Genomic DNA, 23,244 nt, shown 5'->3' on the forward strand with positions numbered 1-23,244 from the left:
CTCCACCCGCTGTTCTTCGACTGGTCCGACGCGACCACCCTCGAGCTGCTGCAGCAGGAGTACCGATGATCACCCGAAGGACCTTCGGCAAGGCAGTCGGCGCAGGAGCCGCCGCAGCGTCAATGACCGGCGTACCGGCGTCAGCAACCGCCCCTGCGCCCCGCGGCCTAGGTCAGCTCAAGAAGGTCCGCACTGACCTCCTGGAGATCGCGTACTACGAAGCCGGACCGGCCACCGGCCCCGTAGTACTGCTCGGCCACGGTTGGCCTTACAGCCCCTACGCCTTCGACCAGGTCGTCCCCGAGCTGGTACGCCGCGGCTACCGCGTCCTGACGCCCTACCTGCGAGGACACGGTCAGACCGTCTTCCTCTCAGCCGACACCTTCCGCTCCGGGCAACAAGCAGCACTCGGGTCGGACTGGATTGCCTTCATGGACGCCCTGCAGATCCCGCGGGCCATCTTCGCCGGCTACGACTGGGGCGGCCGCGGCCTGTGCGTCGCCGCCGCCCTCTGGCCAGAGCGCTGCGCCGCACTGGTCTCGGTCAACAGCTACCTGGTCCAGAACCTCGACCCCAAGCTCGCCTCGAACCCGGTGGCGCCGGCGATCGAGGCGGCCCAGTGGTACTTCGACTACTTCACCACTGAGCGCGGCAAGCGCGGGCTGACCCAGAACCGCAAGGAGATCGCCCGGGTGGTCTGGACCAAGAACTCTCCCACCTGGCACTACACAGAGGCCGATCTCGACCGGGCAGCCGCACTGATGACCAACCCGGACTACGTCGCCGTAGTACTGCACGTGTACCGCCACCGGCGGCTCACGGAGCCTGGCGATCCCCGGTACGACGACCTGGAAGCCTTGCTCCGCAAGCAGCCTCCGATCGCCGTCCCCACCGTCACACTCGACGGGAAGGACGACGGCAACTTCCCCTGGACCGACGGCACACCATCGGCCGCACGCTTCACCGGGCCGCGGGTGCACCACGTAGTACCGGGTGCTGGGCACAACCTGCCGCAGGAGAAGCCGCACGCCTTCGTCAGGGCTGTCTTCGAGGCAGCCAGACTCCACTGATCACCAGGACTGCTTGGCGGCCCAGTCCCGCAAGGACGTCGTACCGCGGCGGAAGGAAGCGGGTACGGGTGCCAGGTTGCGGTACGACCCCGCGACGCCTGCGGCAACTGCAGCGCCTACGTGCGGGCGCATCATCAGCTCGTACTCGTCCGGAGTGACCGACCGCCACTTGGCACCCAGTGCAGCGCCGACCTGGTCTCCGGTGAGGTCATCCGGGCCGCCTACCAGCTGCAGGCGCGGCGGCGTGGGAGTGGTGAGCGCCTCGACCATCACTGCGGCGACGTCGTCGGATGCCACCCACGGGATAGGCGTCTCGGCCGGCAAGGGGTACAGGACCTCGCCGGCCGCGACCAGTGGCGCTGACCAGGGAGCAACGAGGTTCTCGGCGTACATGGCCGCCGGGCCGACCGCTGCCGCAGTCTCCACCACGTTGGGCAGTTCCGCGATCAGTTGCACGCGGGCATCGATGAACGGCACGCCGATCATCACGTCCGGAACGGCGGCGCTGGTGTTGAACACCACCCGCGGTACGGCAGCCTTCTCCAGGGCAGCCAGTACTGCGCGGACCTGAGCCATGGCGCCGTCGTCGAAGACCATGGGCAGTTGCAGAGCGACCGCGTCGACACCGGTGTAGGCGGCAACCAACGCGTCGATATCGAGCAGGTCGGCCGGAGCAGCCTCGACGCCTGACGGAAGACCGTGCGGGCGGCGTGCGACGGCTCGGACGTTGTGGCCGGCGGCGAGCAAGGTGCGGAGGGCGGCGGATCCCTGGGATCCGGTGGCGCCGTGGACGGCGACAGTCAAAGAGTTCATGATGCGAAGCTAGTTCCCGAAATGAACTAGTACCCAGAAAGTGGCATAGTTTCCCTATGGAAACCGACGCCCTGGAAACCGACGCCGTGGAAACCGACGCCGTGGAAACCGACGCCGTGGAAACCGACGCTGTGGGAACCGACGCTGCTGCCCTGGACGCCGAACTCCTCGCCGCCCGCTGCGATTCTGGCGAGGACTGCGGCGTCAACCGGACCATCGCCGTCCTGGAGGGCAAGTGGACGACGCTGATCGTGCGCGAACTGCTCAGCGGCCCACTGCGCTTCACCGAACTCCGCGCGGCCCTCGGCAACCCGAGCGCCAAGACGCTGACCGATCGGCTCCGCGCTCTCGAGCACCACGGCATCCTCACCCGCACGATCCACGCCGAGATCCCGCCGCGCGTCGTCTACGAACTCACCGAGCAAGGCCTGAGCCTGCGAACCGTCCTGCACGCCATGCTCGAGTGGGGCCGGGCCAACCCCGCGCCGGCTCGTAGTACAGGCCTAGACTGAATCCGCTGTGGCGTCGTCAGTAGGAGGACTTCAGAATGCCCGACCCCCGTACCCAGACGATCGCCTACCCGGCGCCCGGTTCGCGCCCGTCCCGACGGGATCCCGAGCCGCTCGCGCCGCACGTGATCGTGTTGTTCGGGGCAACGGGTGACCTGGCCAAGCGCAAGCTGCTGCCGGGACTGGCGTATCTGCAGCACTCGCGGTTCGCGCCCGACGTCCGGATCATCGGTACTGCGATGGAGGACCTCACCTCGGACGAGTTCCGCGCCCGTGCGCGGCTGGCCGTCGACACCTACGGGACGCACCAGATCACCGACGAGGAGTGGGAGCAGTTCTCCGCCCGGCTCGAGTACGTGCCGACCTCGGCCGGGCCGGATGCGCTCGCGGCCGCGGTGAAGCTGGCCGAGACCGCGCTCGGCGCGGACGCCTGCCGGCTGCACTACCTGTCGGTGCCGCCGAAGGCCGCGCGCTCGGTGATCCAGATGCTGCGCGACGCCGACCTGGTCGATCGCGCCCGGGTGGTGATGGAGAAGCCGTTCGGTGACGACCTGCAGTCCGCGATCGAGCTGAACGACTTCGTGCACGAGACCTTCGACGAGGCGCAGATCTTCCGGATCGACCACTTCCTCGGCAAGGAGGCGGCGCAGAACATCCTCGCCTTCCGGTTCGCCAACGGGCTGTTCGAGCCGATCTGGAACCGCAACTTCATCGACCACGTCCAGATCGACATCCCCGAGTCGCTCGGCCTCGACCAGCGCGCCACCTTCTACGAGCCGACCGGCGCGTTCAAGGACATGGTCGTCACGCACGTCCTGCAAGTGCTCGCGTTCGTCGCGATGGAGCCGCCGACGGCCCTGGAACCGCGGGCCATCTCGGAGGAGAAGAACAAGGTCTTCCGCTCGATGCTGCCGATCCAGCCGAGCGACGTGGTCCGCGGCCAGTACGGCGGCTACCGCGCCGAGGAGGGGGTCGCGCCGGACTCCGACACCGAGACGTTCATCGCGATGAAGGTCGGCATCGACAACTGGCGCTGGGCCGGTGTGCCGTTCTACCTGCGCACCGGCAAGAAGATGGCCGAGGGGATGCGGATCATCTCGATCGCCTTCAAGGAAGCACCGAAGACGATGTTCCCGGCCGGCTCCGGCGTCGGGTCGCAGGGTCCGGACCACCTGACCTTCGACCTGGCCGACTCGTCGCGGGTGTCACTGTCCTTCTACGGCAAGCGTCCCGGCCCGGGCATGCGGCTGGAGAAGCTGTCGATGCAGTTCTCCACCCAGGAGACGGAGACGGCGGGCGACGTACTGGAAGCCTACGAGCGGCTGATCCTGGACGCGATGCGCGGCGACCACACCCTCTTCACCACCGCCGAGGGCATCGAGTCGCTCTGGGAGAACTCAGCCCTCCTGCTGGACGACCCGCCACCGGTCAAGCCCTACGCCCCCGGCACCTGGGGACCCAACGCCATCCACCAACTCATCGCCCCGCACGCCTGGCGCCTCCCTTTCGAACGCGAATGGCGCCACGGCAAGCCACCTTCGCAGGGCTAGCCATCGGAGGGACCGGCCGCTACCGTCGCGGCCGGCGCATGCCTTCGAGAGCCTCGGTCAGGGCGTCTTCCAGGTAGCTGAGGTCGCCGGTCGACTGAAGCAGCGTCACGCCGCCGGAGACGGCCGCGAGGATCGCGTTGGCCGTCCTCGGTACGTCGACGCGCGCGTCGATCTCACCCGATTCCTTCAGCGCCCGGACGCCGTCCGCCAGGTACCCGAGCCATTCGCTGGTGAGCCCGTCGATGATCTCCCGGGTGGTCGGATCCGCCAGTTGCGCGGTCAACGCCGACAGCGGGCAGGCCTGCCGCTGGGCGTCGTAGATCTGGATCACCCGGCGCCGCCATGCCTGCCACTTCCGCCAGCTCGTGAGGTCGCCGAGCTGCGGCATCTGGTCGCTGATCACCTGCTGCGCCTCGTACTTCGCGACCACCAGCATCAGGTCGGCCCGGCCGTTGGGGAAGTAGTGGAAGAGCTGGCTCTTGCTCGTCGCGGTGCTCGCCCGGATGTCGTCGAGACCGACCGCCGCTGCCCCGCGCTCGCGGATCAGCCGTGCGGCACCGTCGACGATCCGCTGCCGGGTCGCCGCACCTTTCGCGGTCAGCACACGCTCCATACCGCTCAGCCTAGCCGCCATTGGACCGGACAGTCCATTTTGAATGCTACTCTGGACCGAACGGTCCATTCTTAGCACTCGAGGAGAACTCATGCGGTTGGCAGGCAAGACAGCTTTGGTCACCGGCGCCACCAGCAACATCGGCCGCGCGATCGCCGTCGCACTGGCTGCCCAGGGCGCTCACGTCGTCGTTGCCGGGCGCAACAAGCAGCGCGGCGACGAGGTGGTCGCGCAGATCCGGACGACCGGTGGGCAGGCGGACTTCGTCGCGGTCGACCTGGACGGCAGCAAGGCGGCCGCTCAGGCGCTGGCCGACGCGGCGACCCGGTTGCTCGGCGGGCGGATCGACATCCTGGTCAACAACGCGGGCGCGATCGACGGCGGCCGCACGACCGAGACCGACGAGGCCACCTTCGATCAGGTCTACGCGGTGAACGTGAAGTCGCCGTACTTCCTGACTGCCGCGATCGCCCCGGCGATGGCCGCGGCCGGTGGCGGCGCGATCATCAACCTCGGCTCGTGGGTGGCGCGACTCGGCATCCCGATCGGCGCCGTGTACGCCGCGAGCAAGGGCGCACTCGAAACCCTGACCCGCGCCTGGTCGGCCGAGTTCGGCCCCTCCGGCGTACGGGTTAACGCCATCTCCCCCGGCGTCGTCCACACCGACCCGGACCACCCGGCCACCTCGATGATGACCGGTACGCCGTACGGCCGCATCGGCGAGCCGGACGCGATCGCCTCAGCAGCCGTCTTCCTGGCCGGCGACGAGGCCGCCTTCATCCACGGCACAGTCCTCGACGTCGACGGCGGCCGGATGGGCGTAGCCGTCATCGCCGGCTGATCAGCCCAGGGAGAGGGTGAAGGTAGAGCGGCCGTAGGGGTGGCCGTTGATCTGGAGCTCCAGCGCGTGCTCGCCTGGGTAGTAGCGACGGGTTGAGATCGGTTTGAACGAGTGTCGCTTGGCGATTGTCGCCTTCTCGCCTGGTGCGAGAGTGCGGGTGGTCAGTTTGAAGACCTTTGGTGCGAGTGATCCGTTCGCCTTGACGTGGTGGACGACGTAGTCGATCGCCAGCCGCAGCTCCGCAGTACTCCGGTTGTGCGCGTGGAACTCGAAAGCAAGCGACTCCCCCACGGCAACAGCCTGTACTGCGAGTTGCGGGCCGTCGACAACCAATCCGGTGGGCGGCTGGAATCCCAGCAAAGCAAGGGCTTTTGGGTCGGCGGCTTTGATCAGGGTGCGTAGCGCGTGTCGTACCAGTCGCTCGGTCGTCGGTGCCGGTGACGCCAGCCAATCGCCCGCGATCGACACGGCTAGCGCCGGATCCACGCGACTGAGGTCGTTCAGGTGATTGGCGACCGAGCGACGCACGTACTCCGATTCGTCGCTGCGGAGCGCTTCCAGGATCGGCCGGGTCAGCTCGGGGTACTCGATCAGGCCCGGTACGCGCTTTGCCCAGGGCAACCTGGTGCGCGTGCCTTCGCTCGCCAGGCGGCGGACGTGCTCGTCGGGGTGTTCGGTCCACTTGACGACTACCGCCAGGGTGCGATCCAGATCAGCCGCGAGAAACGTCCGCAGCGCGAACTCGCCGGTCAGCCTTGGTGTGAGGTCCGCGAGCAGTGCCAGCCCGGCCTCGAACTCGCCGGCCTCCACAGCCCGTACGGCGACGGCCTCGGTGACCGGCCAGGTCATCCAGCCGGTGAACGCGGGATCGTCGAGCGCGGCGCGGACGATCTTTTCCATTTGCGCGTACTGGGTCGGCAGGTCGGCCAGCAGGGCGTCGCGGACCACCCGTCCGCGCTCGCTGAACGTCAGGCCGACTACTTGCGAAGGCGCCGCCTTGGTAGCTGTTAGCTCCAGCTCGGAACCTAGGGCCTCTAGGCAGGCGCCGAGGGCGACCACGGACGCAGTACTGAGCATTTCTTCCGCAGTGGGCACGCGGGCGACCTCTCGACGACGTTACTTTGAAATTAGCAGTCACTGCCCGGACCGCTCGCTCCGGGGCGCCAACTACTCTCGGCGCCATGATGGAGATGAAGGTGATCGGGGTTGGAGCCGGCGATCCGGATCACGTGACGGTTCAGGCGGTGAAGGCGCTGAACCAGGTCGACGTGTTCTTCGTGCTCGACAAGGGCGAGGTCAAGCAGGAGCTGGTCGACCTGCGCGAGGAGATCCTGCGGCGGCACGCCGGCGAGCGCGAGTACCGGGTGGTGTTCGGGAAGGATCCCGAGCGGGACCGCGGCAGCGACGCCTATGTCGAGTCGGTCGACGACTGGCGCCGGCGACGCGCGGACGTCTGCGCGGACCTGATCGCGACCGAACTGAAGGACAGCCAGGTCGGCGCGTTCCTGGTCTGGGGCGACCCGTCGCTGTACGACAGCACGCTGGCGATCCTCGACGACATCCTCGCCCGCGGCGACCTGTCCTTCGAGATCGAGGTGATCCCCGGCATCAGCAGCGTCTCGACCCTGGCAGCCCGGCACCGGGTCAGCCTCAACCAGGTAGGCCGCCCGATCCAGGTCACCACCGGCCGCCGACTGGCGAAGAGCTGGCCGGACGAGGTCGACGATGTCGTGGTGATGCTCGACGCGCAGACCGCGTTCACCCACCACACCGACCAGAACGCCGAGATCTACTGGGGCGCCTACCTCGGCACCCCCGACGAGCTCCTGATCGCCGGCCCCCTGGCCGAGGTAGCCGACGAAATCGTCGAGGTCCGCGCAGAAGCCCGCCGCCGCAAAGGCTGGATCATGGACACCTACCTCCTCCGCCGCAACCGCACTCAAAGCTGAACTGAACCCGTCAGCGCTCGGTGGGCTCAAGTGCTCGGTGGCTCAAGGCTCGGTTGGCTCAGTTCTTGCTGGGCGCTTGGCGTTTGAGGAGGGTTGTGCCGAGGAGGAGGGCTGCTAGGGCGAAGGCTGATGCGGCGGCGAAGGCTGTGCTGTAGCCGTCTCGTAGGGCGCTGACTGGGTTGGCTCCCTCGGACAGTTGGCCTGCGGTGGTGGATGCAGCCAGCGTGGCCAGGACCGCGGTACCGATGGCTGCGCCTGCTTGTTGGGCTGTGTTGTTCAGGCCGGAGGCTAGGCCTGCGTCGGTCGGCTCTGCGCCGGACATGGCGAGCATGATGACGGCTGGGATCGCTGCGCCGGTTCCGGCGCCTACCAGGACCAGCGCGGCGACGACGTTGACGAAGTACGAGCCGTCGACTGGAGCCTGGGTCATCACGAGTAGGGCTGCGGCGAGGGCGACCAGTCCGGCCAGCATGAGGGCGCGGGCGCCGAAGCGGGCGACCAGACGCGGTCCGATGAACAGCGACATGACCGCACCGAGGATCGGGGCCGGCAGGAAGGCCAGGCCGGTACGGAGCGAGTCGAAGCCCAGTACTCGCTGCAAGTAGAGGGCTGTCATGAACTGGAAGCCGAAACCGGCTGCGAACAGCAGTACGACAACCAGGTTGGCCGCTGTCAGCTGGCGACTGCGGAAGATGCGCAGGGCAACCAAGGGCTGGGTGGCGCGGGCTTGGCGTAGTACGAAGCCTGCAAGGAGAGCTACTGAGACGGCGGCCAGCACGAGCGTCCGCAGTACGTCGGCAGTTGGCTCTGCGGTCTGGACGATCGTGTAGACGGCGAGCGAGAGGCCTGCGGTTACCAGGACCGCTCCGAGGACGTCTGCTCCTTTGCCGAGGCCGAGACCGGACTGCGCCTTCAGCAGCCGCTGGGCGAGTACCAGGGAGACCACACCGATCGGCACGTTGATCAGGAAGGCCCAGTGCCAGCCGACGGTCTGCGTGATCACACCGCCGAGGATGAGCCCGATCGAGGCGCCACCGGCGGAGGTGAAGCCGTAGACGCCCATCGCCCGCGCCTGGTCGGCCGGCGCCGGGTAGAGGCCGACGATCATGCCGAGGATGACAGCAGAGGCCAGCGCGCCGCCGACGCCTTGCAGGAAACGACCTGCGATCAGTACTTCGGAGGTTGTGGCGAGGCCGCAGAGCAGGGAGGCCGCGGTGAAGACGCCAAGACCGGCGAGGAAGACCTGCTTGCTGCCGACGAGGTCACCGATGCGGCCGGAGAGGAGGAGCAGGCCGGCGAAGGCGATCAGGTAGGAGTTCATCACCCAGGCGAGGCCGGCCTGGGTGAACCCGAGGTCACTCTGGATGGTCGGCAAGGCAACCGTCACCACCGTGGCGTCGAGGATGATCATCAACTGCATCACGCAGAGCACCGCGAGCGCCTTGGCCCGGTTCGGCTGGGCGGCTTCGCCGGCGAGGGCGGACCTGGTCGGGTCGGTCGTCGAGGTCATCGGTCGTTCTCCTTGTCAGCGGGGCAGGACAAGAACGACCTTAACAGATAGTTTGGTAGCAGACGATCTCTTAATGGACTACTTTCGCCGACGGGGGCGGCGGACCGGCTGATCCTCGACCGGCGTCGCCAACTGCCCGCCTACCAACTCGGCCAGGGAGTCCGCGAAGGGCTTGCGTTGAGACGCGGCCAGGGCAGCGAGCGCGTCACCGTGCACCTTGTCGACGATGCGCTGCCCTTCGGCGGCCGCCTTGGCACCGGCGGGGGTGACGGCGACGATGCGGGCGCGGCGATCGGTCGCGGACGGCTTGCGCTCGGCGTACCCGGCCTTTTCCAAAGCGTCCACAGTCCCGACCATCGTGGTCTTGTCGAGATACGCAAGCTCGGCAAGTTGGATCTGCGTCCGCTCCCCTTCGAGGGCATGCAGCAGCACACACTGCATCCGCGGCGTCATGCCGACCTCGGCCAGCGCTGCCGTGAGTTGGGTCTCGAGCACATGCCCTGCATGCAACAACAAGCCAGTCAGATCGGGCACAGTCCGCAACGGTGTCTCAGCCATACGATCAGAATACCGCGAGATAATCCAATACCAGATGATCCCGCCAGCTGACTATCCGTCAGGCGGTATCCGTTCCCGTTCGAGCTGATGCGGGCCGAGCTGAGCCGCCCGGGAGCGCGGAAGCGGCTGACCGCCACGTCGAGCTGTTCCGAACGACAGGATGTGCGGCTGTTTTCCCGGCATTTGGAGCCGCCGCTGAGCGTCAGGAGCTGCCCCGGGCGCGACTATGTCCTGTCCGTCGGCACACCGAACCCGGCAGTCGGCCGCTGAGCGGCATGAGTTGTCAGTCGCTGACGGCTCTCGGCACCGGTGCCGAGTCCCCCAGGAGTCGTGGGCAGTGCGCCTGCTCAGCAACCGCTGCCGATGCCGCCCGGGGTGCTGTACCGCGCCCCGGCCGCCTCCGTCGGGCGAACTCTGGCTTCGCGGACACTGGCCCGCCGTAGCCATCGCCGCCGCTGGGACGGGACCGGCATTCGACTCCGCCGGGCACCGCGCGCAGGTCGCGGCTCCCACCCGGGTGATCGACCCGTGGACACGCCGCGCCTACGCCTTCGCGCGGGCGACGGAGGAGCCTGCGTCGGCCGGGGGCGGGCCGGAGCAGCCGTGGAGTGGGCGGCGTCGGAGCGAGCGGACGGGTGCGTGGGGAGGTAGTAGTCCGCGCGGGAATGCGACGGCTTGGTGGGTGGGGATCACGGTGTCGCGAAGTCGCGTGGTTGGGGTGGGGGTGGCGGGGTCGACTGAGGCAATGGAGCTTTTGGAGGTACGGACGGGGTTTCGGGCTTGGGCCGGGGTGGGGTGTGTGACGGTTGGGATCTTTTTGATTGTGACCGTGGAGATTCTGCCGATCGGGTTGCTCGGGGCGATGGCGGGGGACTTTGGGGTCTCGGCTGGGCGGGGTGGGTGGTTGATGACTATGCCGGGGCTGGTTGCGGCCGTCGCGGCGCCCGTCGTCACCGTGGCGACCGCTCGGTTGGATCGGCGGCTCATGCTTTGTGCGTTGATGGCTCTGCTCGCCGCGGCCGACTTCCTCGCCGCGGCAGCTTCGGCGTACTGGGTTGAGTTGGTTGCGCGCGCGATGGTGGGGCTGACGATCGGTGGGTTCTGGTCGATCGGGGCGGGGCTGGCGGCTCGGCTGGTGCCTGAGCGGTGGGTGGTTCGGGCCACGGCGGTCATCTTCGCTGCCGTGCCACTGGGGTCGGTGCTCGGCGTACCGGCCGGGACCTTCCTCGGGGAGCATCTGGGTTGGCGGGTCCCGTTCGTAGTACTAGGTGTGCTGACCGTCGGCGTCCTCGTGGCCCTCGCAGTCGTCGTACCGCCGCTGCCGCCTCTCCAGGTGACAGGACTAGCAGTACTGCGCGATACCCTCCGCCTCAAGCAGACCCGCCTCGCGCTAGCCGCAACCTGCCTCATCGTGGCCGCACACTTCGGCACCTACACCTACATCACCCCATTCCTGCGCGACGTCACCGGGACAACCCACATCAGTGAGCTACTGCTCCTGTACGGCGTAGCAGGCGTAGCCGGCAACTTCATGGCCGGTACTACGGTCGCCAGCCACCTGCGGGCCACCTTCATCACCAGCGCAGCCCTCATCGCCGCCGCGACGTTCCTCCTGCCCGTCATCGGGACAACCACCCCTGCAGCGGCTGCGCTCCTAGTCGTCTGGGGAGTCGCGTACGGCGCAGTACCGGTCTGCTCGATGACCTGGTTCGCGGTAGCGGGTCCCCAAGCCCGTGAGGCGGCCACAGTGCTCTTCACCTCTTCATTCCAGGCAACGCTCTCCACCGGTGCGCTGCTGGGAGGACTGGTCGTCGACGCCAGTTCGGTGTCCGTCGCGATGGTCTGTGGAGGTCTCACAGCGCTTGCGATGGTGTCGGTCGTCGGGTGCGCTGTGCTAAACAGGCAGTAACCAAAGGGGCCCTCGTGGACCAGTTAGCACTCGGTGTCATCGGCCGTTCTCGCAAGGAGAACGAGCGTCGGCTGCCGATCCATCCGCATCATTTCGACCGCATCGACGAGGATCTGCGGCAACGCATCTTCCTCGAGTCCGGGTACGGCGAACAGTTCGGTGTCTCCGACGCACAGCTGTCCCAGTCCGTTGCGGGCGTCCTCGACCGGGAACAGCTGATCGCCAGGGCCGACGTCCTGCTCCTGCCGAAGCCCCAGCCGGAGGACCTCGCCGAGTTCCGCACCGGCCAAGTGCTGTGGGGCTGGCCGCACTGCGTCCAGGACGACAAGATGACCCAGCTCGCGATCGACCGCGAGCTGACCCTGATCGCGTTCGAGGCGATGAACCACTGGACCTCCGACGGGCGCTTCAACCTGCACGTCTTCCACAAGAACAACGAGCTGGCCGGCTACTGCTCGGTGCTGCACGCGCTGGAGCTGATCGGCTCGACCGGTGACTACGGTCGTCGGCTCAACGCCGCGGTGATCGGCTTCGGTGCGACGGCGCGAGGTGCGGTGACCGCGCTCGCCGCGCACGGCATCCACGACGTCGACGTACTGACCGGGCGGGGTGTGACGGCGGTCAGCTCGCCGATCCACTCGGCGCGGATGATCCAGTTCGACCACGAAGACCCCGACGACACCTCCGACCCGCGGCGCAGTCATGCGCTGATCGACGACGAGCGGGTGCCGCTGGCGGGGTTCCTGGCGCAGCACGACATCGTCGTGAACTGTGTGCTGCAGGACCCGGACGCGCCGTTGATGTTCCTGATCGAGGAGGACCTGGAGCTGTTCGCTCCCGGCAGCCTGATCATCGACGTCTCCTGCGACCTCGGCATGGGCTTCAGCTGGGCCCGCCCGACCGGCTTCAACGAGCCGACTTTCACGGTCGGGAACAACATCACGTACTACGGCGTCGACCACACCCCGTCGTACCTGTGGAACTCCGCGAGCTGGGAGATCAGCGAGGCGCTGCTGCCGTATCTGCGGACGGTGCTCGACGGGCCGGAAGCCTGGCACGCCGACACCACGATCGACCGGGCCATCGAGATCGAGGCCGGCCGCATCCGCAACCCGGGCATCCTCTCCTTCCAGCAGCGCTCCCCCGACCACCCCCACCCGCACCTCTAGCCCTACCCGTACTGCGCCCCCGCCCCCCGCCTGCACGCACCGATCTGGCCGTCGAGGGCGATTTGGCCGTCGAGGGGCGCACTTTGTGCACCACCTGAGCGCCTCGGCGGGCTCGACACGCTCACGCGGTGCACAGAGTCCCCCGAGAGGGGCGGGGCGCTCGGGTCGCGCGAGCGAGCGGGGCGGGGTGGGGCGGGGCGGTCGGTAGGTGGCGGGTTGTGAGGGGAAACACAGCGGTGGGGTGGGCAGTAGCATCACGGCCGTGGCGTCTCTTGGAAGGACCGAGCCGGACCGTTGTCCGGGGGTTCTTGCTGTCCACGAGGCGGCTGACGGTGGGCTGGCGCGCGTGCGGCTGCCTGGTGGGGTGCTGAGCGCGCAGCAGCTGAGAGTGCTCGCTGCGGCGGCGGTGGAGCTCGGGGACGGGCACCTGGAGCTGACGTCGCGGGCGAACGTGCAGATCCGGGCGCTGCGGGCAGGGGCGCCGGTGGAGCTGTCGGAGCGGCTGTACGCGGCGGGGTTGCTGCCGTCGATCAGCCACGAGCGGGTGCGCAACATCCTGGCCTCACCGCTCTCCGGACTCGATGCACACAGCCGGTACGACGTACTGCCGCTCGCGCGCGACCTGGACCGGCTGCTCTGCGCCCGCCCGGCGCTGGCTGAGCTGCCGGGGCGCTTCCTGTTCGCTCTGGACGATGGGCGCGGGGATCTGGCGTCGGCGAAGGCGGATGTCGCTATGCGGATGGTCGACAACCAGCTTGCTGAGCTGCTGCTCGCAGGCGCACCCACCGGCGTGCTGCTGCCGCCGGAGCAGGCACCGGAGCTGATGGTCGCTGCCGCCGAGGCATTCCTGGCGGAACGCGCACAGCAGCAGTCCGAGGCGTGGCGGCTGGCCGAACTACTGGACGGCCCGCAACGCGTGCTGGCACGGCTGGGGTTACACGAGCAGGTTGCTGAGCAGGCGGGGATGGCGGGTGCTGCGCAGGCGGTGGAGGTACGTGACGGCGGGCTGGCATTGGAAGGCGGGGGGAGGGTGCCGCGCGCGGCTGTGCCTCGGGCTGGGTGGGTGCAGGACGGTGTGGGTGTAGGGGCGTTTGTGGTGGGGGTGCCGCTGGGCGTGTTGGACGGCGGGCAGGCCGCGGTGATTGTTGCGGTCGCTGGGCGGGCGGAGAGCGCTGGTTTTGAGAGCTCACTCCGGGTTACCCGGGGGCGGGGGGTTGTGGTGGTTGGGGTTGGTGAGGAGGACCTACAGCAGCTGGCTGGGTGTGGGTTGGTGGTGGAGGCTGAGTCGGCCTGGAATGGGGTTACTTCTTGTGCCGGGCGGCCGGGGTGTGGGAAGGCGTTGGGGGATGTTCGGGGGGATGCTCGGCGCGTGGTGCCGGGGTGGAGTGCTGGGCAGAGGGCTGTGCACTGGTCTGGGTGTGAGCGGCGGTGTGGGAAGCCTGGTGGGGAGTTTGTGGATGTGCTTGCGCTCGCGGGCGGCGGCTACTCGGTCGACGGGGTCGCGATGACAGTCAATGAGGTCGGCGACGGAGTGAGGGTGCAGTGAGCGAGAACTACGAGTACGTGACCGATGGGGCGGAGATCTATCGGCGGTCGTTTGCCACGATCCGTGCCGAGGCCGCGCTGGAGGGGTTGCCGGCTGACGTTGCGCAGGTTGCTGTGCGGATGATTCATGCCTGCGGGATGACCGACCTCACCCAAGATCTCGCCTGGTCCGACGGTGTCGTGAAGGCCGCTAGGGCTGCCCTGCAAGGCGGAGCGCCGATCCTGTGCGACGCGGCGATGGTTGCCGCCGGTGTCACCCGCAAAAGGTTGCCGGCTGACAACGAGGTGCTGTGCACGCTGAGCGATCCGTCGGTGCCGGAGCTGGCCAAGCAGCTCGCAACGACGCGAAGCGCCGCGGCGATCGACCTGTGGACGGACCGCCTCGAAGGGTCGGTTGTTGCTATCGGCAACGCTCCGACCGCGCTCTTCCGGTTGCTCGAGCTGGTCCGCGACGGCGCGCCGCGCCCGGCCGCGGTCCTCGGCATCCCGGTCGGGTTCATCGGCGCCGCCGAGTCCAAGGAAGCTTTGGCCGCCAACGACCTGGGTCTGGAGTACCTGGTCGTCCGGGGCCGCCGGGGTGGCAGTGCGATCACCGCTGCCGCCATCAACGCGATCGCGAGCGAGGAAGAATGACCGGACGGCTCTGGGGGGTCGGGCTCGGCCCGGGCGACCCCGAACTCGTGACCGTGAAGGCGGCCCGGCTGATCGGCGAGGCGGATGTCGTCGCCTACCACGCAGCCCGGCACGGCCGGAGCATCGCCCGCTCGGTGGCCGCGCCGTACCTGCGTGAAGGCCAGCTCGAAGAGCTGCTGATGTACCCGCTCACCACGGAGACCACCGACCACCCCGGCGGCTACCAGGGCGCCATGGACGACTTCTACACCGAGTGCGCCGCCCGGCTGGCCGCGCATCTCGACGCCGGCCGCAACGTCGTAGTACTGGCGGAGGGCGACCCGCTGTTCTACGGCTCATATATGCACATGCACAAGCGGCTCACCGACCGCTACAACTGTGAGGTCGTGCCCGGCGTGACCTCGGTGAGCGCAGCAGCCGCAGTACTCGGCCGGCCGTTGTGTGAGCGCGACGAGATCCTCACGGTGCTCCCTGGCACGCTGCCACCCGACGTACTGGCCGAGCGGCTCCGGAACACCGACGCTGCCGCGGTCATGAAGCTGGGCAGGACCTTCGAGGGCGTCCGCGAGGCCTTCGAGCTGGCCGGTCGGGCAGACGAGGCCTGGTACGTCGAACGCGCGACCACTGACGCGCAGCGCACCGCACCGCTCAAAGACGTCGACCCCGACTCGGTGCCCTACTTCTCCCTCGCCCTGCTCCCCAGCCCGATCAACAACCCGGCACCCAGAGCGCACCACACAACCGAGAGCACCGAGGGCTCGGTGACCGTCGTAGGCCTCGGCCCGGCCGGCCCGCAGTGGATGACCCCGGAGGTCAGGTCCGCAATCGCCGAGGCCGACGACCTGATCGGCTACGGTCCGTACGTCGACCGGCTGCCCGACCGCGCGCGGCAACGCAAGCACGGCTCGGACAACAAGGTGGAGTCGGAGCGGGCCGCCTTCGCGCTCGACCTGGCCCGCAAGGGTTCCCGGGTTGTCGTGGTGTCCTCCGGCGACCCCGGTGTCTTCGCCATGGCCAGCGCGGTCACCGAGGTCGCCTCCGAGCCGGAGTACGCCGACATCGCCGTGACCGTGTTGCCAGGCATGACCGCGGCGCAGGCTGTCGCCAGCCGCGTGGGGGCGCCGCTCGGCCACGACTACTGCGTGCTGTCGCTGTCGGACCGCCTCAAGCCGTGGGACGTGATCGCTGCCCGCCTGACTGCGGCAGCGGCCGCCGACCTGGCCATCGCCATCTACAACCCGGCCTCCAAGTCCCGCACCTGGCAAGTAGGCGCCACCCGCGACCTCCTGCTCGAACACCGCTCGCCGGCCACCCCGGTGGTCATTGGTCGCGATGTAGGCGGTCCGGCCGAGTCGATCACCGTCACGACCCTGGCGGAGCTAGACCCGGAGCAGGTCGACATGCGGTGTCTGCTGCTGATCGGCTCCTCGCAGACCCAGACAGTGCCCCGCCCGGCCGGCCCACTGGTCTTCACCCCGCGCCGCTACCCACAGGAGAGCGCGCTACCCGCAGGAGATCGTTAATTCCTCGCCGGAGCCCGCATGACCCACGCACTGGGCGGGTAGGGACCGCCCGCAGGACCCACTCGTGAGGGGAAATGGCAGTGGAACAGCGCAATGGCGGTACCGGCACGTTGACCGAGCCTGAGGTCGATTCGACTCTGCGTTACCAGGAGGCGCGAGCAGCGGCCCACCGGGCGATGAGCAACGTCACGGTGGTCCCCGACACTCCCCTGCTGCCGATCGAACCCGAACGGCTGTCCTACCGCGGCTTCAAGTTCGGTGCTGCCTTCTTCGGCTGGCTGATCATGGGCTCGATGGTCGTCCTGCTCGCCGCTCTCATCACCGGGGCCACTGCCGGCACCACCTACGTTCTGGACTACACCACAGCCGACGCGGAGCGACAGGCCGGTACCGCGGCCATCGCCGCCGCGGCCGCCTTCGTCCTGATGCTCACCCTCGCCTTCTACACCGGCGGGTACGTCGCCGGCCGGCTCGCGCGGTTCGACGGCATGCGGCAGGGCTTCGGCGTCTGGATGATCACCTTCCTGCTGCTCGTGCTGGCGTCGTCCCTGGGGGCCTTCCTGAACAGCCACTACGACCTGACCGGCCGGGTCGACCGCCCCGACGTACCGCTGACCAACGACTCCCTGCTGACCGGAGGACTCATCACAGCCGCCGCGCTGCTGATGCTGCCGCTGCTCGCTTCGCTGCTCGGCGGCAGGACCGGCCAGCGGTACCACGAGAAGATCGACAGTCTGCTCGACTGACAGGCATACCCGCGGGTACTTAGGACGGGGAAACACGGGGCTGTCAAAACGAGGAGACAGCGATGGTTCAGCAGTATCGGGACGAGCCTGACACCCAGACAACGCCCGCGCGGTACAGAGAAGAGCACGACTACACCCAAGAAGAGCCGGTGGTCGAGCGGACCCAGCCGACCCACCGGGCCGACATCAAGACCTCCACGGCGGCCGAGGTCGACCCGGTGTACCGGGGCTTCAAAGCCGGATCGGCCTTCTTCGGCTGGCTGATCGCCGTCGGTCTGACGGTCCTGCTGACCGGAGTGATCGGGGCGATCGCCGCGGCGGTCGACTACGCGATCACCCTCGACCGCTCGACGGCCGAGGACAACGCCGGCACCATCGGCGTCGTCTCCGGCATCGTGCTGGTGCTGATGATGGCGATCGCCTACTACAACGGCGGGTACGTCGCCGGCCGGCTGGCCCGGTTCGACGGTGCTCGCCAGGGGTTCGGCGTCTGGGCCATCGGCCTGGTCGTTACACTCGTGGTGGCCGGCATCGGCGCGCTCGCCGGTTCGCAGTACGACGTCCTCGACCGGGTGGACCTGCCGTCCGTGCCGATCGCGGACGAGACGCTGACGACGGGCAGCCTGGTCCTGGCGGCCGCGGTGGTTGTAGTCAGCCTGCTGGCGGCAGTGATCGGCGGCAAGGCGGGTCAGCGCTACCACAAGCGCATCGACAACAGCTGGAGCTAGTAGCTAGGGAAGAGACGCACCGGGTGCAGGCGTTGCACCCGGTGTGAAGACGACTCGGGTAGCGGTGATCGGGGCCGGACAGGCCGGTCTCTCGGCCGCGTATCACCTGGTCCGGATGGGATTCGACCGGTACGACGGTGTTGTGGTGCTCGATCGCAACCCGGCACCCGGTGGCGCGTGGCAGCACCGGTGGGACTCGCTCACCATGCACGACGTGCACGGCATCGCGAACCTGCCGGGAGTCGCCGTACCAGAGAGTGCCGCGGACGAGCGAGCCAACGCCTTCGTCCCCCGGTACTTCGCGGACTACGAGACTCGTTTCGATCTCCCGGTGGTCCGGCCGGTGATCGTGGAGAGCGTCCGTCGCGACGGCGAGCTCTTCGAGCTGACCACCGACCGTGACACCTACCAGGCCGAGGCGATCGTCAACGCGACCGGCACCTGGAACCGTCCGTTCATTCCTTGGTATCCGGGCATCGAGACCTTCAAGGGCCGGAAGTTGCACACCGCCGACTACAACGGCGCTCAGGAGTTCGCGGGCCGGCACGTGCTCGTGGTCGGCGGCGGCGCGTCCGCAGTACAGCTGCTCGCCGAGATCTCGGAGTACGCCGACACCACGTGGGTGACGCGCAGGCCGCCGGAGTGGCGCAAGCCGGGTGAGGAGTTCGGGCCGGAGATCGGGCGGCAGATCATCGCCAAGGTCGAGGAGCGCGTCCGGGCCGGGCTACCACCCAAGAGCGTAGTAGCAGTCACCGGCTTGCAGTTGCGCGAGCAGGAGCAGGCGGCGTACCGGAAGGGCGTCTACAACCGGCTGCCGATGTTCGAGCGGATCACCCCCGACGGTGTCGAGTGGGCGGACGGGCGCAAGCAGCAGGTCGACGCCATCCTGTGGGCCACCGGTTTCCGGGCCGACCTCGGTCATCTCGCTCCCCTCCAGCTCCGCGAACGGTCCGGTGGCATTCGGATGGACGGCACCCACACGGTTCTCGAGCCGCGGGTTCATCTGGTCGGTTACGGACCGTCAGCCAGCACGATTGGCGGCAACCGCGCCGGTTTCGCCGCCGCTCGCCGGCTCCGCGACCTCCTCCAGCCGCTCGCCGCCTGAGCTCCTGCGGACCACCACCGGGATGAACGCTCCGGCCAGCAGGAAAATAGTGGCCGTGAGCAACCATCCCGGCCAGCCCCAGCTGACCGCGACCACCGTCAGCACGAACGGCGCGATCAGGTCGCCGACCTGGTGCCCCATCGCGTAAGCCCCTTGGTACTGCCCCTGCGCACCGGCCGGCGCCAGCTCGAAGCTGATCCCCCAGCCGCCCGCGGACTGCAACATCTCCCCCAGCACATGAACCAGCGCCGCGACCAGCAGCAAGGCGATCGTCACCGCGCCTGACGTCACGTCGGTCAACGCCAGCACTCCACAGGCCAGCGCGAGCAAGAGGCCGGCTCGACGACCGGCCCGCGCCGCACCGACCAGGGCTTCGGTGCCGCGGGCGACTCTGATCTGGAGCAGGATCACCGCCACCGAGTTGGTCACCAGCAGCATCGAGATCAGCCAGGTGGGCGCGTCCGTCGCGGTCGCCACCCACAGCGGGATGGCGATCTGGGCCATCGAGTTGTGCATGCTGAGCAGCCCGTCGAGCGCGACGAACACCACGAACGGACGGTCCTTCAGCGCGGTGAACCCGGACGGCCCACTCGCGGACGGCACCCGCGCGATGCGCGGCATCCCCCAGCCCACCAGCCCGGCCGTGACCAGGTACGTCGCCGCGTTGGCGAGCAGCGCGATCACATAGACCACCGGCCGGTAGACGGCGAGCACGATCCCGGCCAGGCCCATCCCGGCGCCCATCCCGATGTTCGTCGTCACCCGCAACATCGCCCGGGTCCGGACGCGTTGGTCCGGCGGCGCGAGACCGGCGATCAGCGCGCCCTTCGCGCCCCGCTGGCCGGAGTCCGCGATCGCGGTCACCGCCGCGACAGCGACGTACAGGGGAAAGGAACGGACCTGGGTCAGGGCGGTCATGGTGACGGCCTGGAGCAGCAGGAACGCGACGTACGCGCGGTTCGGGCCGAGGCGGTCGGCGACCACACCGAGCGGCGTACTGACGACCAGACCGACGAGGCCCGCGATCGTCAGGCCGATGCCGACCTGACCGACGGACAGCTCCGCCACCCGGGTCAGGTAGAGCGCGCCCACCGCCGCGTAGACGCCGTTGCCGAAGGTGTTGACCAGGGTCGCCGCGACCAGCCGGCGGACTTCCGGCGGAAGGGAAGAAGTCATGGCCGTCAGTCAACCGCCGGGACCCGCGGGCGGCGCTTGGATTGACGGAAGTCGTCAGCGCATCACGAGGTCGAGCAGATCTGTGCCGAGGTTGCGGACCGCCTGCTCGTCGAGCCGATAAGCAACGAACCGTCCCTGCCGCTCGGCCGTCACTAGCCCGACCCTGGTCAAAGCTCTGAGATGCCGGGTGACTTGCGTGGCGTTCAGCTTCCACAGAGCCGCGATCTCCCCGGCGGTCCGCGGCTCGCTGGCGACCGCCCGGCAGACCTGCAGCCGGTCGGCGACCGCGAGCGCCTCCAGCCGCTGGCGAATCACCTGAGCCGTCGGTACTGCGGAGCCGCGGCCGCCGACGGGATAGATGACCGTCAGCGGCTCGCCCGGGACCTCACCCAGGAAGAGGTGCGGAGCGATGAAGTTGCTCGGGACCAGCAGCAGCGACCGCTCCGCCAGATCGATGCGCTTGTTCTGCACCTTCTGCACGACGATGCTGTCGGCGTCCCTGACCTCGATCGAGCCGTCCAGCCCGGGCAGCATCACGCTCAACCCGTCCCGCACGGCCAGATCACGATCCTGCCGGCCCCGCGCGGCCAGTTGATCCCGCGACGCCTCCCAGATCTCACCGAACCAGCCCTGCCAGCAGGCTTCGAGGAAGTCGAGGAACTGCGCGACCGGCTCGGCCGGCGAGGTCAGCAGCGCCTCGACCAGCTCGGCCACCGGCCTCCCCCGGCTCAACGCCCAGCGCCGTACTGCAACCAGGTCCGTACTCCGGCTGCCCAGCGGCTGGCCACGCAACGGCCGGACCAGCTCGGCGGCCAGGTCTTCCGGCGGGCGGGAGCGCAGTACTGCGAGCTCGTCGGTGAATGACGGCAGGCCCGTCGCGGGGCTGGTGGCGAAGAACCGCGCCCGGACCGCCCGGACCGTCCAGGCCCAGGTGGCGAGGTCGGTTCGCAGTACGGCGGGCATGGCTGTCTTGACCTGGGCGGCCCACTCGGTGCGGCCGTGGTGGCGCGGTTCGGCGAGGACGTGCAGGGCGCAGCCGAGCTCGATCAGCGGTGAGGCGACGTGCCGGATCCGCTCGGGGTCGAGCCGGCCCAGCCCCGCCAGGACGGTCGGCATCCGCTCCTCCAGAGGTGTCCGGTGCAGGTTATCTCTTGCCGTGGTCCCGCCAAGAGATAACCTGCCCGAGTGAAGCGCTCCGTAGCCGTCTCGTTGCTGACTGCAAGTACTCTCGTCCTCGGCCTTGCCGCCACCCAGGCGACCGCCGCCGATCCCGGTGATGCCGCGTTGGCGCGGGACTCGCTGCGCACGGACCTTACCGGTGTGCCGTTCTACATGACGATGATCGACCGGTACGCCAACGGCGATCCGCGCAACGACCGCGGCGGGCTGACCACCGGGACGCGGCTGGAGAACGGGTTCGACCCGACGGACAAGCAGTTCTTCCACGGCGGCGACCTGGCCGGGCTGTCGTCGAAGGTGGACTACCTGGCCGGGCTGGGCGTCAAGGCGCTCTGGGTGAACCCGCCGTTCCGCAACCGCTGGGTCGTCGATCTCGGCCCGGCCGGCGCGTTCGCGGCGTACCACGGGTACGCGATCACCGACTTCACCAGCTTCGACCCGCACTTCGGGACAGCCCAGGAGATGCGCGCACTGGTCGACAAGGCGCATGCCCACGGCATCAAGGTGTTCTTCGATATCACCGCGCAGTACACCGCGGACGTGATCACCTTCGCGGGTGAGCATCCGTACAAGTCGTTGCAGGAGGCCCCTTACAAGGATGCCGCCGGCAAGCCTTTCGACATCCGCGCGATGGCCGGGCGGCCGGACTTCCCGAAGCTCTCTGTCGACAAATCCTTTCCGTACAAGCCGGTCCTGGCTCCTGCGGTGACCAAGCTGAAAAGGCCCGCATGGCTGAACGACCCGACGCTCTACCACAACCGCGGCGACGCGACCGTCTACGAAGGCGAGCAGTTGCTGTACGGCGACTTCTTCGGCCTGGACGATTTGATGACCGAACACCCGCGCGTCGTCGCCGGCATGCAGCAGATCTACTCGTCCTGGATCGACCAGATGGACATCGACGGCTACCGGGTGGACACCGCCAAGCATGTGAACGACGAGTTCTGGCAGGCGTTCGCGCCCGCGGTCCGGGCCCACGCCGAACAGCGTGGCAAGAAGGACTTCTTCATCTTCGGCGAGGTCTACAGCGGTGATCCCGAGCTGACGTCGCACTACAGCACCGCGGCGAAGATGCAGTCGGTGCTGGACTTCCCGTTCCAGGGCGCGGCCCGCGACTTCGTCTCCGGCAAGGGCTCGTCGCTGCTCGGCGAGGTGCTCGAGTCCGACGACCTCTACACCGACGCCGACTCGAACGCGTACTCGCTGACCACCTTCGTCGGCAACCACGACATGGGTCGGCTGGCGATGATGCTGAAGCAGGACCATCCGGACATCAGCGAGCAGGAGCTGCTGGCCAGGGTCAAGCTCGGCAACGAGCTGCTCTTCCTCTGGCGCGGCAACCCGGTCATCTACTACGGCGACGAGCAGGGCTTCGCCGGGACCGGCGGCGATGCCGAGACGCGGCAGGACATGTTCCCGACGCAGGTCGCCGACCACAAGACGCAGGACCAGGTCGGCACCGACAAGACTCCCGCGGACGACAACTTCGACCCCACGCATCCGCTCTACCGCCAGCTGCGCTCACTGGCCGGCTTCACCGCCTCGGATCCGGTGTGGAAGCGCGGCAACCAGGTACTGCGCCTCGCCTCCGGCGACCTGCTCGCCTACAGCCGGATCGACCGTACGACGGGTCGTGAGTTCCTCGTGGTCGCCAACTCCTCCACCTCGGCGAAGACTGTCGACGTGCCGGTGGGGGCATCGGGTACGCAGTACGAGCGGATCCGTCCTGCGCTGCAGACGGCAGGGGTCACACAGGTGACGAGTGCAGAGGGCACGGTCAAGCTCACTGTGCCGCCGTTGAGTGCGGCGGTCTACCGCAGCCGTAGCGCACTGCCGGCCGACCCGGCTGCTCCCAAGCCGACTCTCGCGCTGGGCGGCAACACCACCCAAGACGGCCGCACGGAGCTCGTCTCCACGGTCCCTGGCGTCTCCTACGCGCAGGCGACGTTCGCACTGCGCGTCCAGGGTCAGCAGAAGTGGACTGTCCTCGGCACCGACGACGCCCCGCCGTACCGGGTCTTCTCGAAGCTACCCACCGGCAAGCTCGAACTCCGCGTCGTAGTCAAGGATCGCCAGAACCGTATCGGTGCTGCATCGCTGCTCCGCTAGGCATTGCGG

General features: G+C 68.5%; 21 protein-coding genes. 14 read left to right on the top strand and 7 right to left on the bottom strand.

Annotated features, from left to right (window positions below):
- The first annotated feature begins 65 nt into the window (after positions 1-65).
- Positions 66-1,070: an alpha/beta fold hydrolase gene (locus ACQPYM_RS30235; protein WP_433007317.1), complete on the top strand. Its 1,005-nt coding sequence runs from the start codon at positions 66-68 to the stop codon at positions 1,068-1,070.
- Here the strand turns inward: ACQPYM_RS30235 and ACQPYM_RS30240 are convergent, their stop codons facing one another.
- Complete coding sequence (locus ACQPYM_RS30240; RefSeq protein WP_433007319.1) at positions 1,071-1,883, bottom strand: SDR family oxidoreductase; 813 nt, start codon at positions 1,881-1,883, stop codon at positions 1,071-1,073.
- A gap of 56 nt (positions 1,884-1,939) precedes the next feature.
- On the opposite strand from ACQPYM_RS30240, the gene ACQPYM_RS30245 reads away from it, so the two are divergent.
- Together ACQPYM_RS30245 and zwf are read left to right on the top strand one after the other, a co-directional pair.
- Entirely contained in the window at positions 1,940-2,395 is a 456-nt protein-coding gene (locus ACQPYM_RS30245; RefSeq protein ID WP_433007321.1) for a winged helix-turn-helix transcriptional regulator, read from the top strand.
- Between the two features lie 35 nt (positions 2,396-2,430).
- Entirely contained in the window at positions 2,431-3,942 is a 1,512-nt protein-coding gene (gene zwf, locus ACQPYM_RS30250; RefSeq protein WP_433007323.1) for a glucose-6-phosphate dehydrogenase, read from the top strand.
- 19 nt (positions 3,943-3,961) lie between these two features.
- On the opposite strand, the gene ACQPYM_RS30255 is transcribed toward zwf, so the two are convergent.
- Positions 3,962-4,555: a TetR/AcrR family transcriptional regulator gene (locus ACQPYM_RS30255; RefSeq protein ID WP_433007324.1), complete on the bottom strand. Its 594-nt coding sequence runs from the start codon at positions 4,553-4,555 to the stop codon at positions 3,962-3,964.
- Positions 4,556-4,646: 91 nt separating this feature from the next.
- Here ACQPYM_RS30255 and ACQPYM_RS30260 point away from each other — a divergent pair, with 91 nt between their 5' ends.
- Positions 4,647-5,396, top strand: coding sequence for an SDR family NAD(P)-dependent oxidoreductase (locus ACQPYM_RS30260; protein ID WP_433007326.1), 750 nt, complete (start codon positions 4,647-4,649; stop codon positions 5,394-5,396).
- On the opposite strand, the gene ACQPYM_RS30265 is transcribed toward ACQPYM_RS30260, so the two are convergent.
- On the bottom strand, positions 5,397-6,491 hold the full coding sequence (locus ACQPYM_RS30265) for a DNA alkylation repair protein (protein WP_433007328.1): 1,095 nt from the start codon (positions 6,489-6,491) through the stop codon (positions 5,397-5,399). It lies immediately after the preceding gene.
- Positions 6,492-6,577: 86 nt separating this feature from the next.
- Between ACQPYM_RS30265 and cobF the strand changes: the two genes are divergently transcribed.
- Positions 6,578-7,345 carry a precorrin-6A synthase (deacetylating) gene (gene cobF, locus ACQPYM_RS30270; protein WP_433007330.1) on the top strand — a complete coding sequence of 256 codons (768 nt, stop codon included), beginning with the start codon at positions 6,578-6,580 and terminating at the stop codon, positions 7,343-7,345.
- 58 nt (positions 7,346-7,403) lie between these two features.
- On the opposite strand, the gene ACQPYM_RS30275 is transcribed toward cobF, so the two are convergent.
- Together ACQPYM_RS30275 and ACQPYM_RS30280 are read right to left on the bottom strand one after the other, a co-directional pair.
- Positions 7,404-8,855: a DHA2 family efflux MFS transporter permease subunit gene (locus tag ACQPYM_RS30275; RefSeq protein ID WP_433007332.1), complete on the bottom strand. Its 1,452-nt coding sequence runs from the start codon at positions 8,853-8,855 to the stop codon at positions 7,404-7,406.
- Positions 8,856-8,933: 78 nt separating this feature from the next.
- Entirely contained in the window at positions 8,934-9,413 is a 480-nt protein-coding gene (locus ACQPYM_RS30280) for a MarR family winged helix-turn-helix transcriptional regulator (protein WP_433007334.1), read from the bottom strand.
- 823 nt (positions 9,414-10,236) lie between these two features.
- On the opposite strand from ACQPYM_RS30280, the gene ACQPYM_RS30285 reads away from it, so the two are divergent.
- From ACQPYM_RS30285 to ACQPYM_RS30320, 8 genes are all read left to right on the top strand, one after another.
- Complete coding sequence (locus tag ACQPYM_RS30285; RefSeq protein WP_433007336.1) at positions 10,237-11,322, top strand: MFS transporter; 1,086 nt, start codon at positions 10,237-10,239, stop codon at positions 11,320-11,322.
- Between the two features lie 14 nt (positions 11,323-11,336).
- Positions 11,337-12,491 (top strand): N(5)-(carboxyethyl)ornithine synthase, encoded by a 1,155-nt coding sequence (locus ACQPYM_RS30290; RefSeq protein ID WP_433007338.1) that lies wholly within the window; start codon positions 11,337-11,339, stop codon positions 12,489-12,491.
- Between the two features lie 262 nt (positions 12,492-12,753).
- Positions 12,754-14,037 (top strand): precorrin-3B synthase, encoded by a 1,284-nt coding sequence (locus tag ACQPYM_RS30295; protein WP_433007340.1) that lies wholly within the window; start codon positions 12,754-12,756, stop codon positions 14,035-14,037.
- Positions 14,034-14,669, top strand: coding sequence for a precorrin-8X methylmutase (locus ACQPYM_RS30300; protein ID WP_433007342.1), 636 nt, complete (start codon positions 14,034-14,036; stop codon positions 14,667-14,669). Before ACQPYM_RS30295 ends, ACQPYM_RS30300 begins: the two co-directional genes overlap by 4 nt.
- Complete coding sequence (locus ACQPYM_RS30305; protein WP_433007344.1) at positions 14,666-16,192, top strand: precorrin-2 C(20)-methyltransferase; 1,527 nt, start codon at positions 14,666-14,668, stop codon at positions 16,190-16,192. The genes ACQPYM_RS30300 and ACQPYM_RS30305 overlap by 4 nt, the downstream gene beginning before the upstream one ends.
- A gap of 74 nt (positions 16,193-16,266) precedes the next feature.
- The gene (locus tag ACQPYM_RS30310) at positions 16,267-16,938 is read left to right on the top strand and encodes a hypothetical protein (RefSeq protein ID WP_433007346.1); all 672 of its coding nucleotides are present in this window, start codon (positions 16,267-16,269) and stop codon (positions 16,936-16,938) included.
- Positions 16,939-17,000: 62 nt separating this feature from the next.
- Positions 17,001-17,666, top strand: coding sequence for a hypothetical protein (locus tag ACQPYM_RS30315; protein ID WP_433007348.1), 666 nt, complete (start codon positions 17,001-17,003; stop codon positions 17,664-17,666).
- Between the two features lie 43 nt (positions 17,667-17,709).
- A complete protein-coding gene (locus ACQPYM_RS30320) occupies positions 17,710-18,771 on the top strand; it encodes an FAD-dependent oxidoreductase (RefSeq protein ID WP_433007350.1) in 1,062 nt (353 codons plus the stop codon).
- On the opposite strand, the gene ACQPYM_RS30325 is transcribed toward ACQPYM_RS30320, so the two are convergent.
- Together ACQPYM_RS30325 and ACQPYM_RS30330 are read right to left on the bottom strand one after the other, a co-directional pair.
- On the bottom strand, positions 18,688-19,947 hold the full coding sequence (locus ACQPYM_RS30325; protein WP_433007352.1) for an MFS transporter: 1,260 nt from the start codon (positions 19,945-19,947) through the stop codon (positions 18,688-18,690). The two genes, ACQPYM_RS30320 and ACQPYM_RS30325, sit on opposite strands and share 84 nt — an antisense overlap.
- A 54-nt stretch (positions 19,948-20,001) precedes the next feature.
- Entirely contained in the window at positions 20,002-21,063 is a 1,062-nt protein-coding gene (locus ACQPYM_RS30330) for a DUF5937 family protein (protein WP_433007354.1), read from the bottom strand.
- Positions 21,064-21,132: 69 nt separating this feature from the next.
- Between ACQPYM_RS30330 and ACQPYM_RS30335 the strand changes: the two genes are divergently transcribed.
- Entirely contained in the window at positions 21,133-23,235 is a 2,103-nt protein-coding gene (locus ACQPYM_RS30335; protein WP_433007356.1) for an alpha-amylase family glycosyl hydrolase, read from the top strand.
- Positions 23,236-23,244: the final 9 nt, after the last annotated feature.

It is taken from the genome of Kribbella sp. CA-294648 (assembly GCF_050943845.1).
Lineage (GTDB): Bacteria > Actinomycetota > Actinomycetes > Propionibacteriales > Kribbellaceae > Kribbella.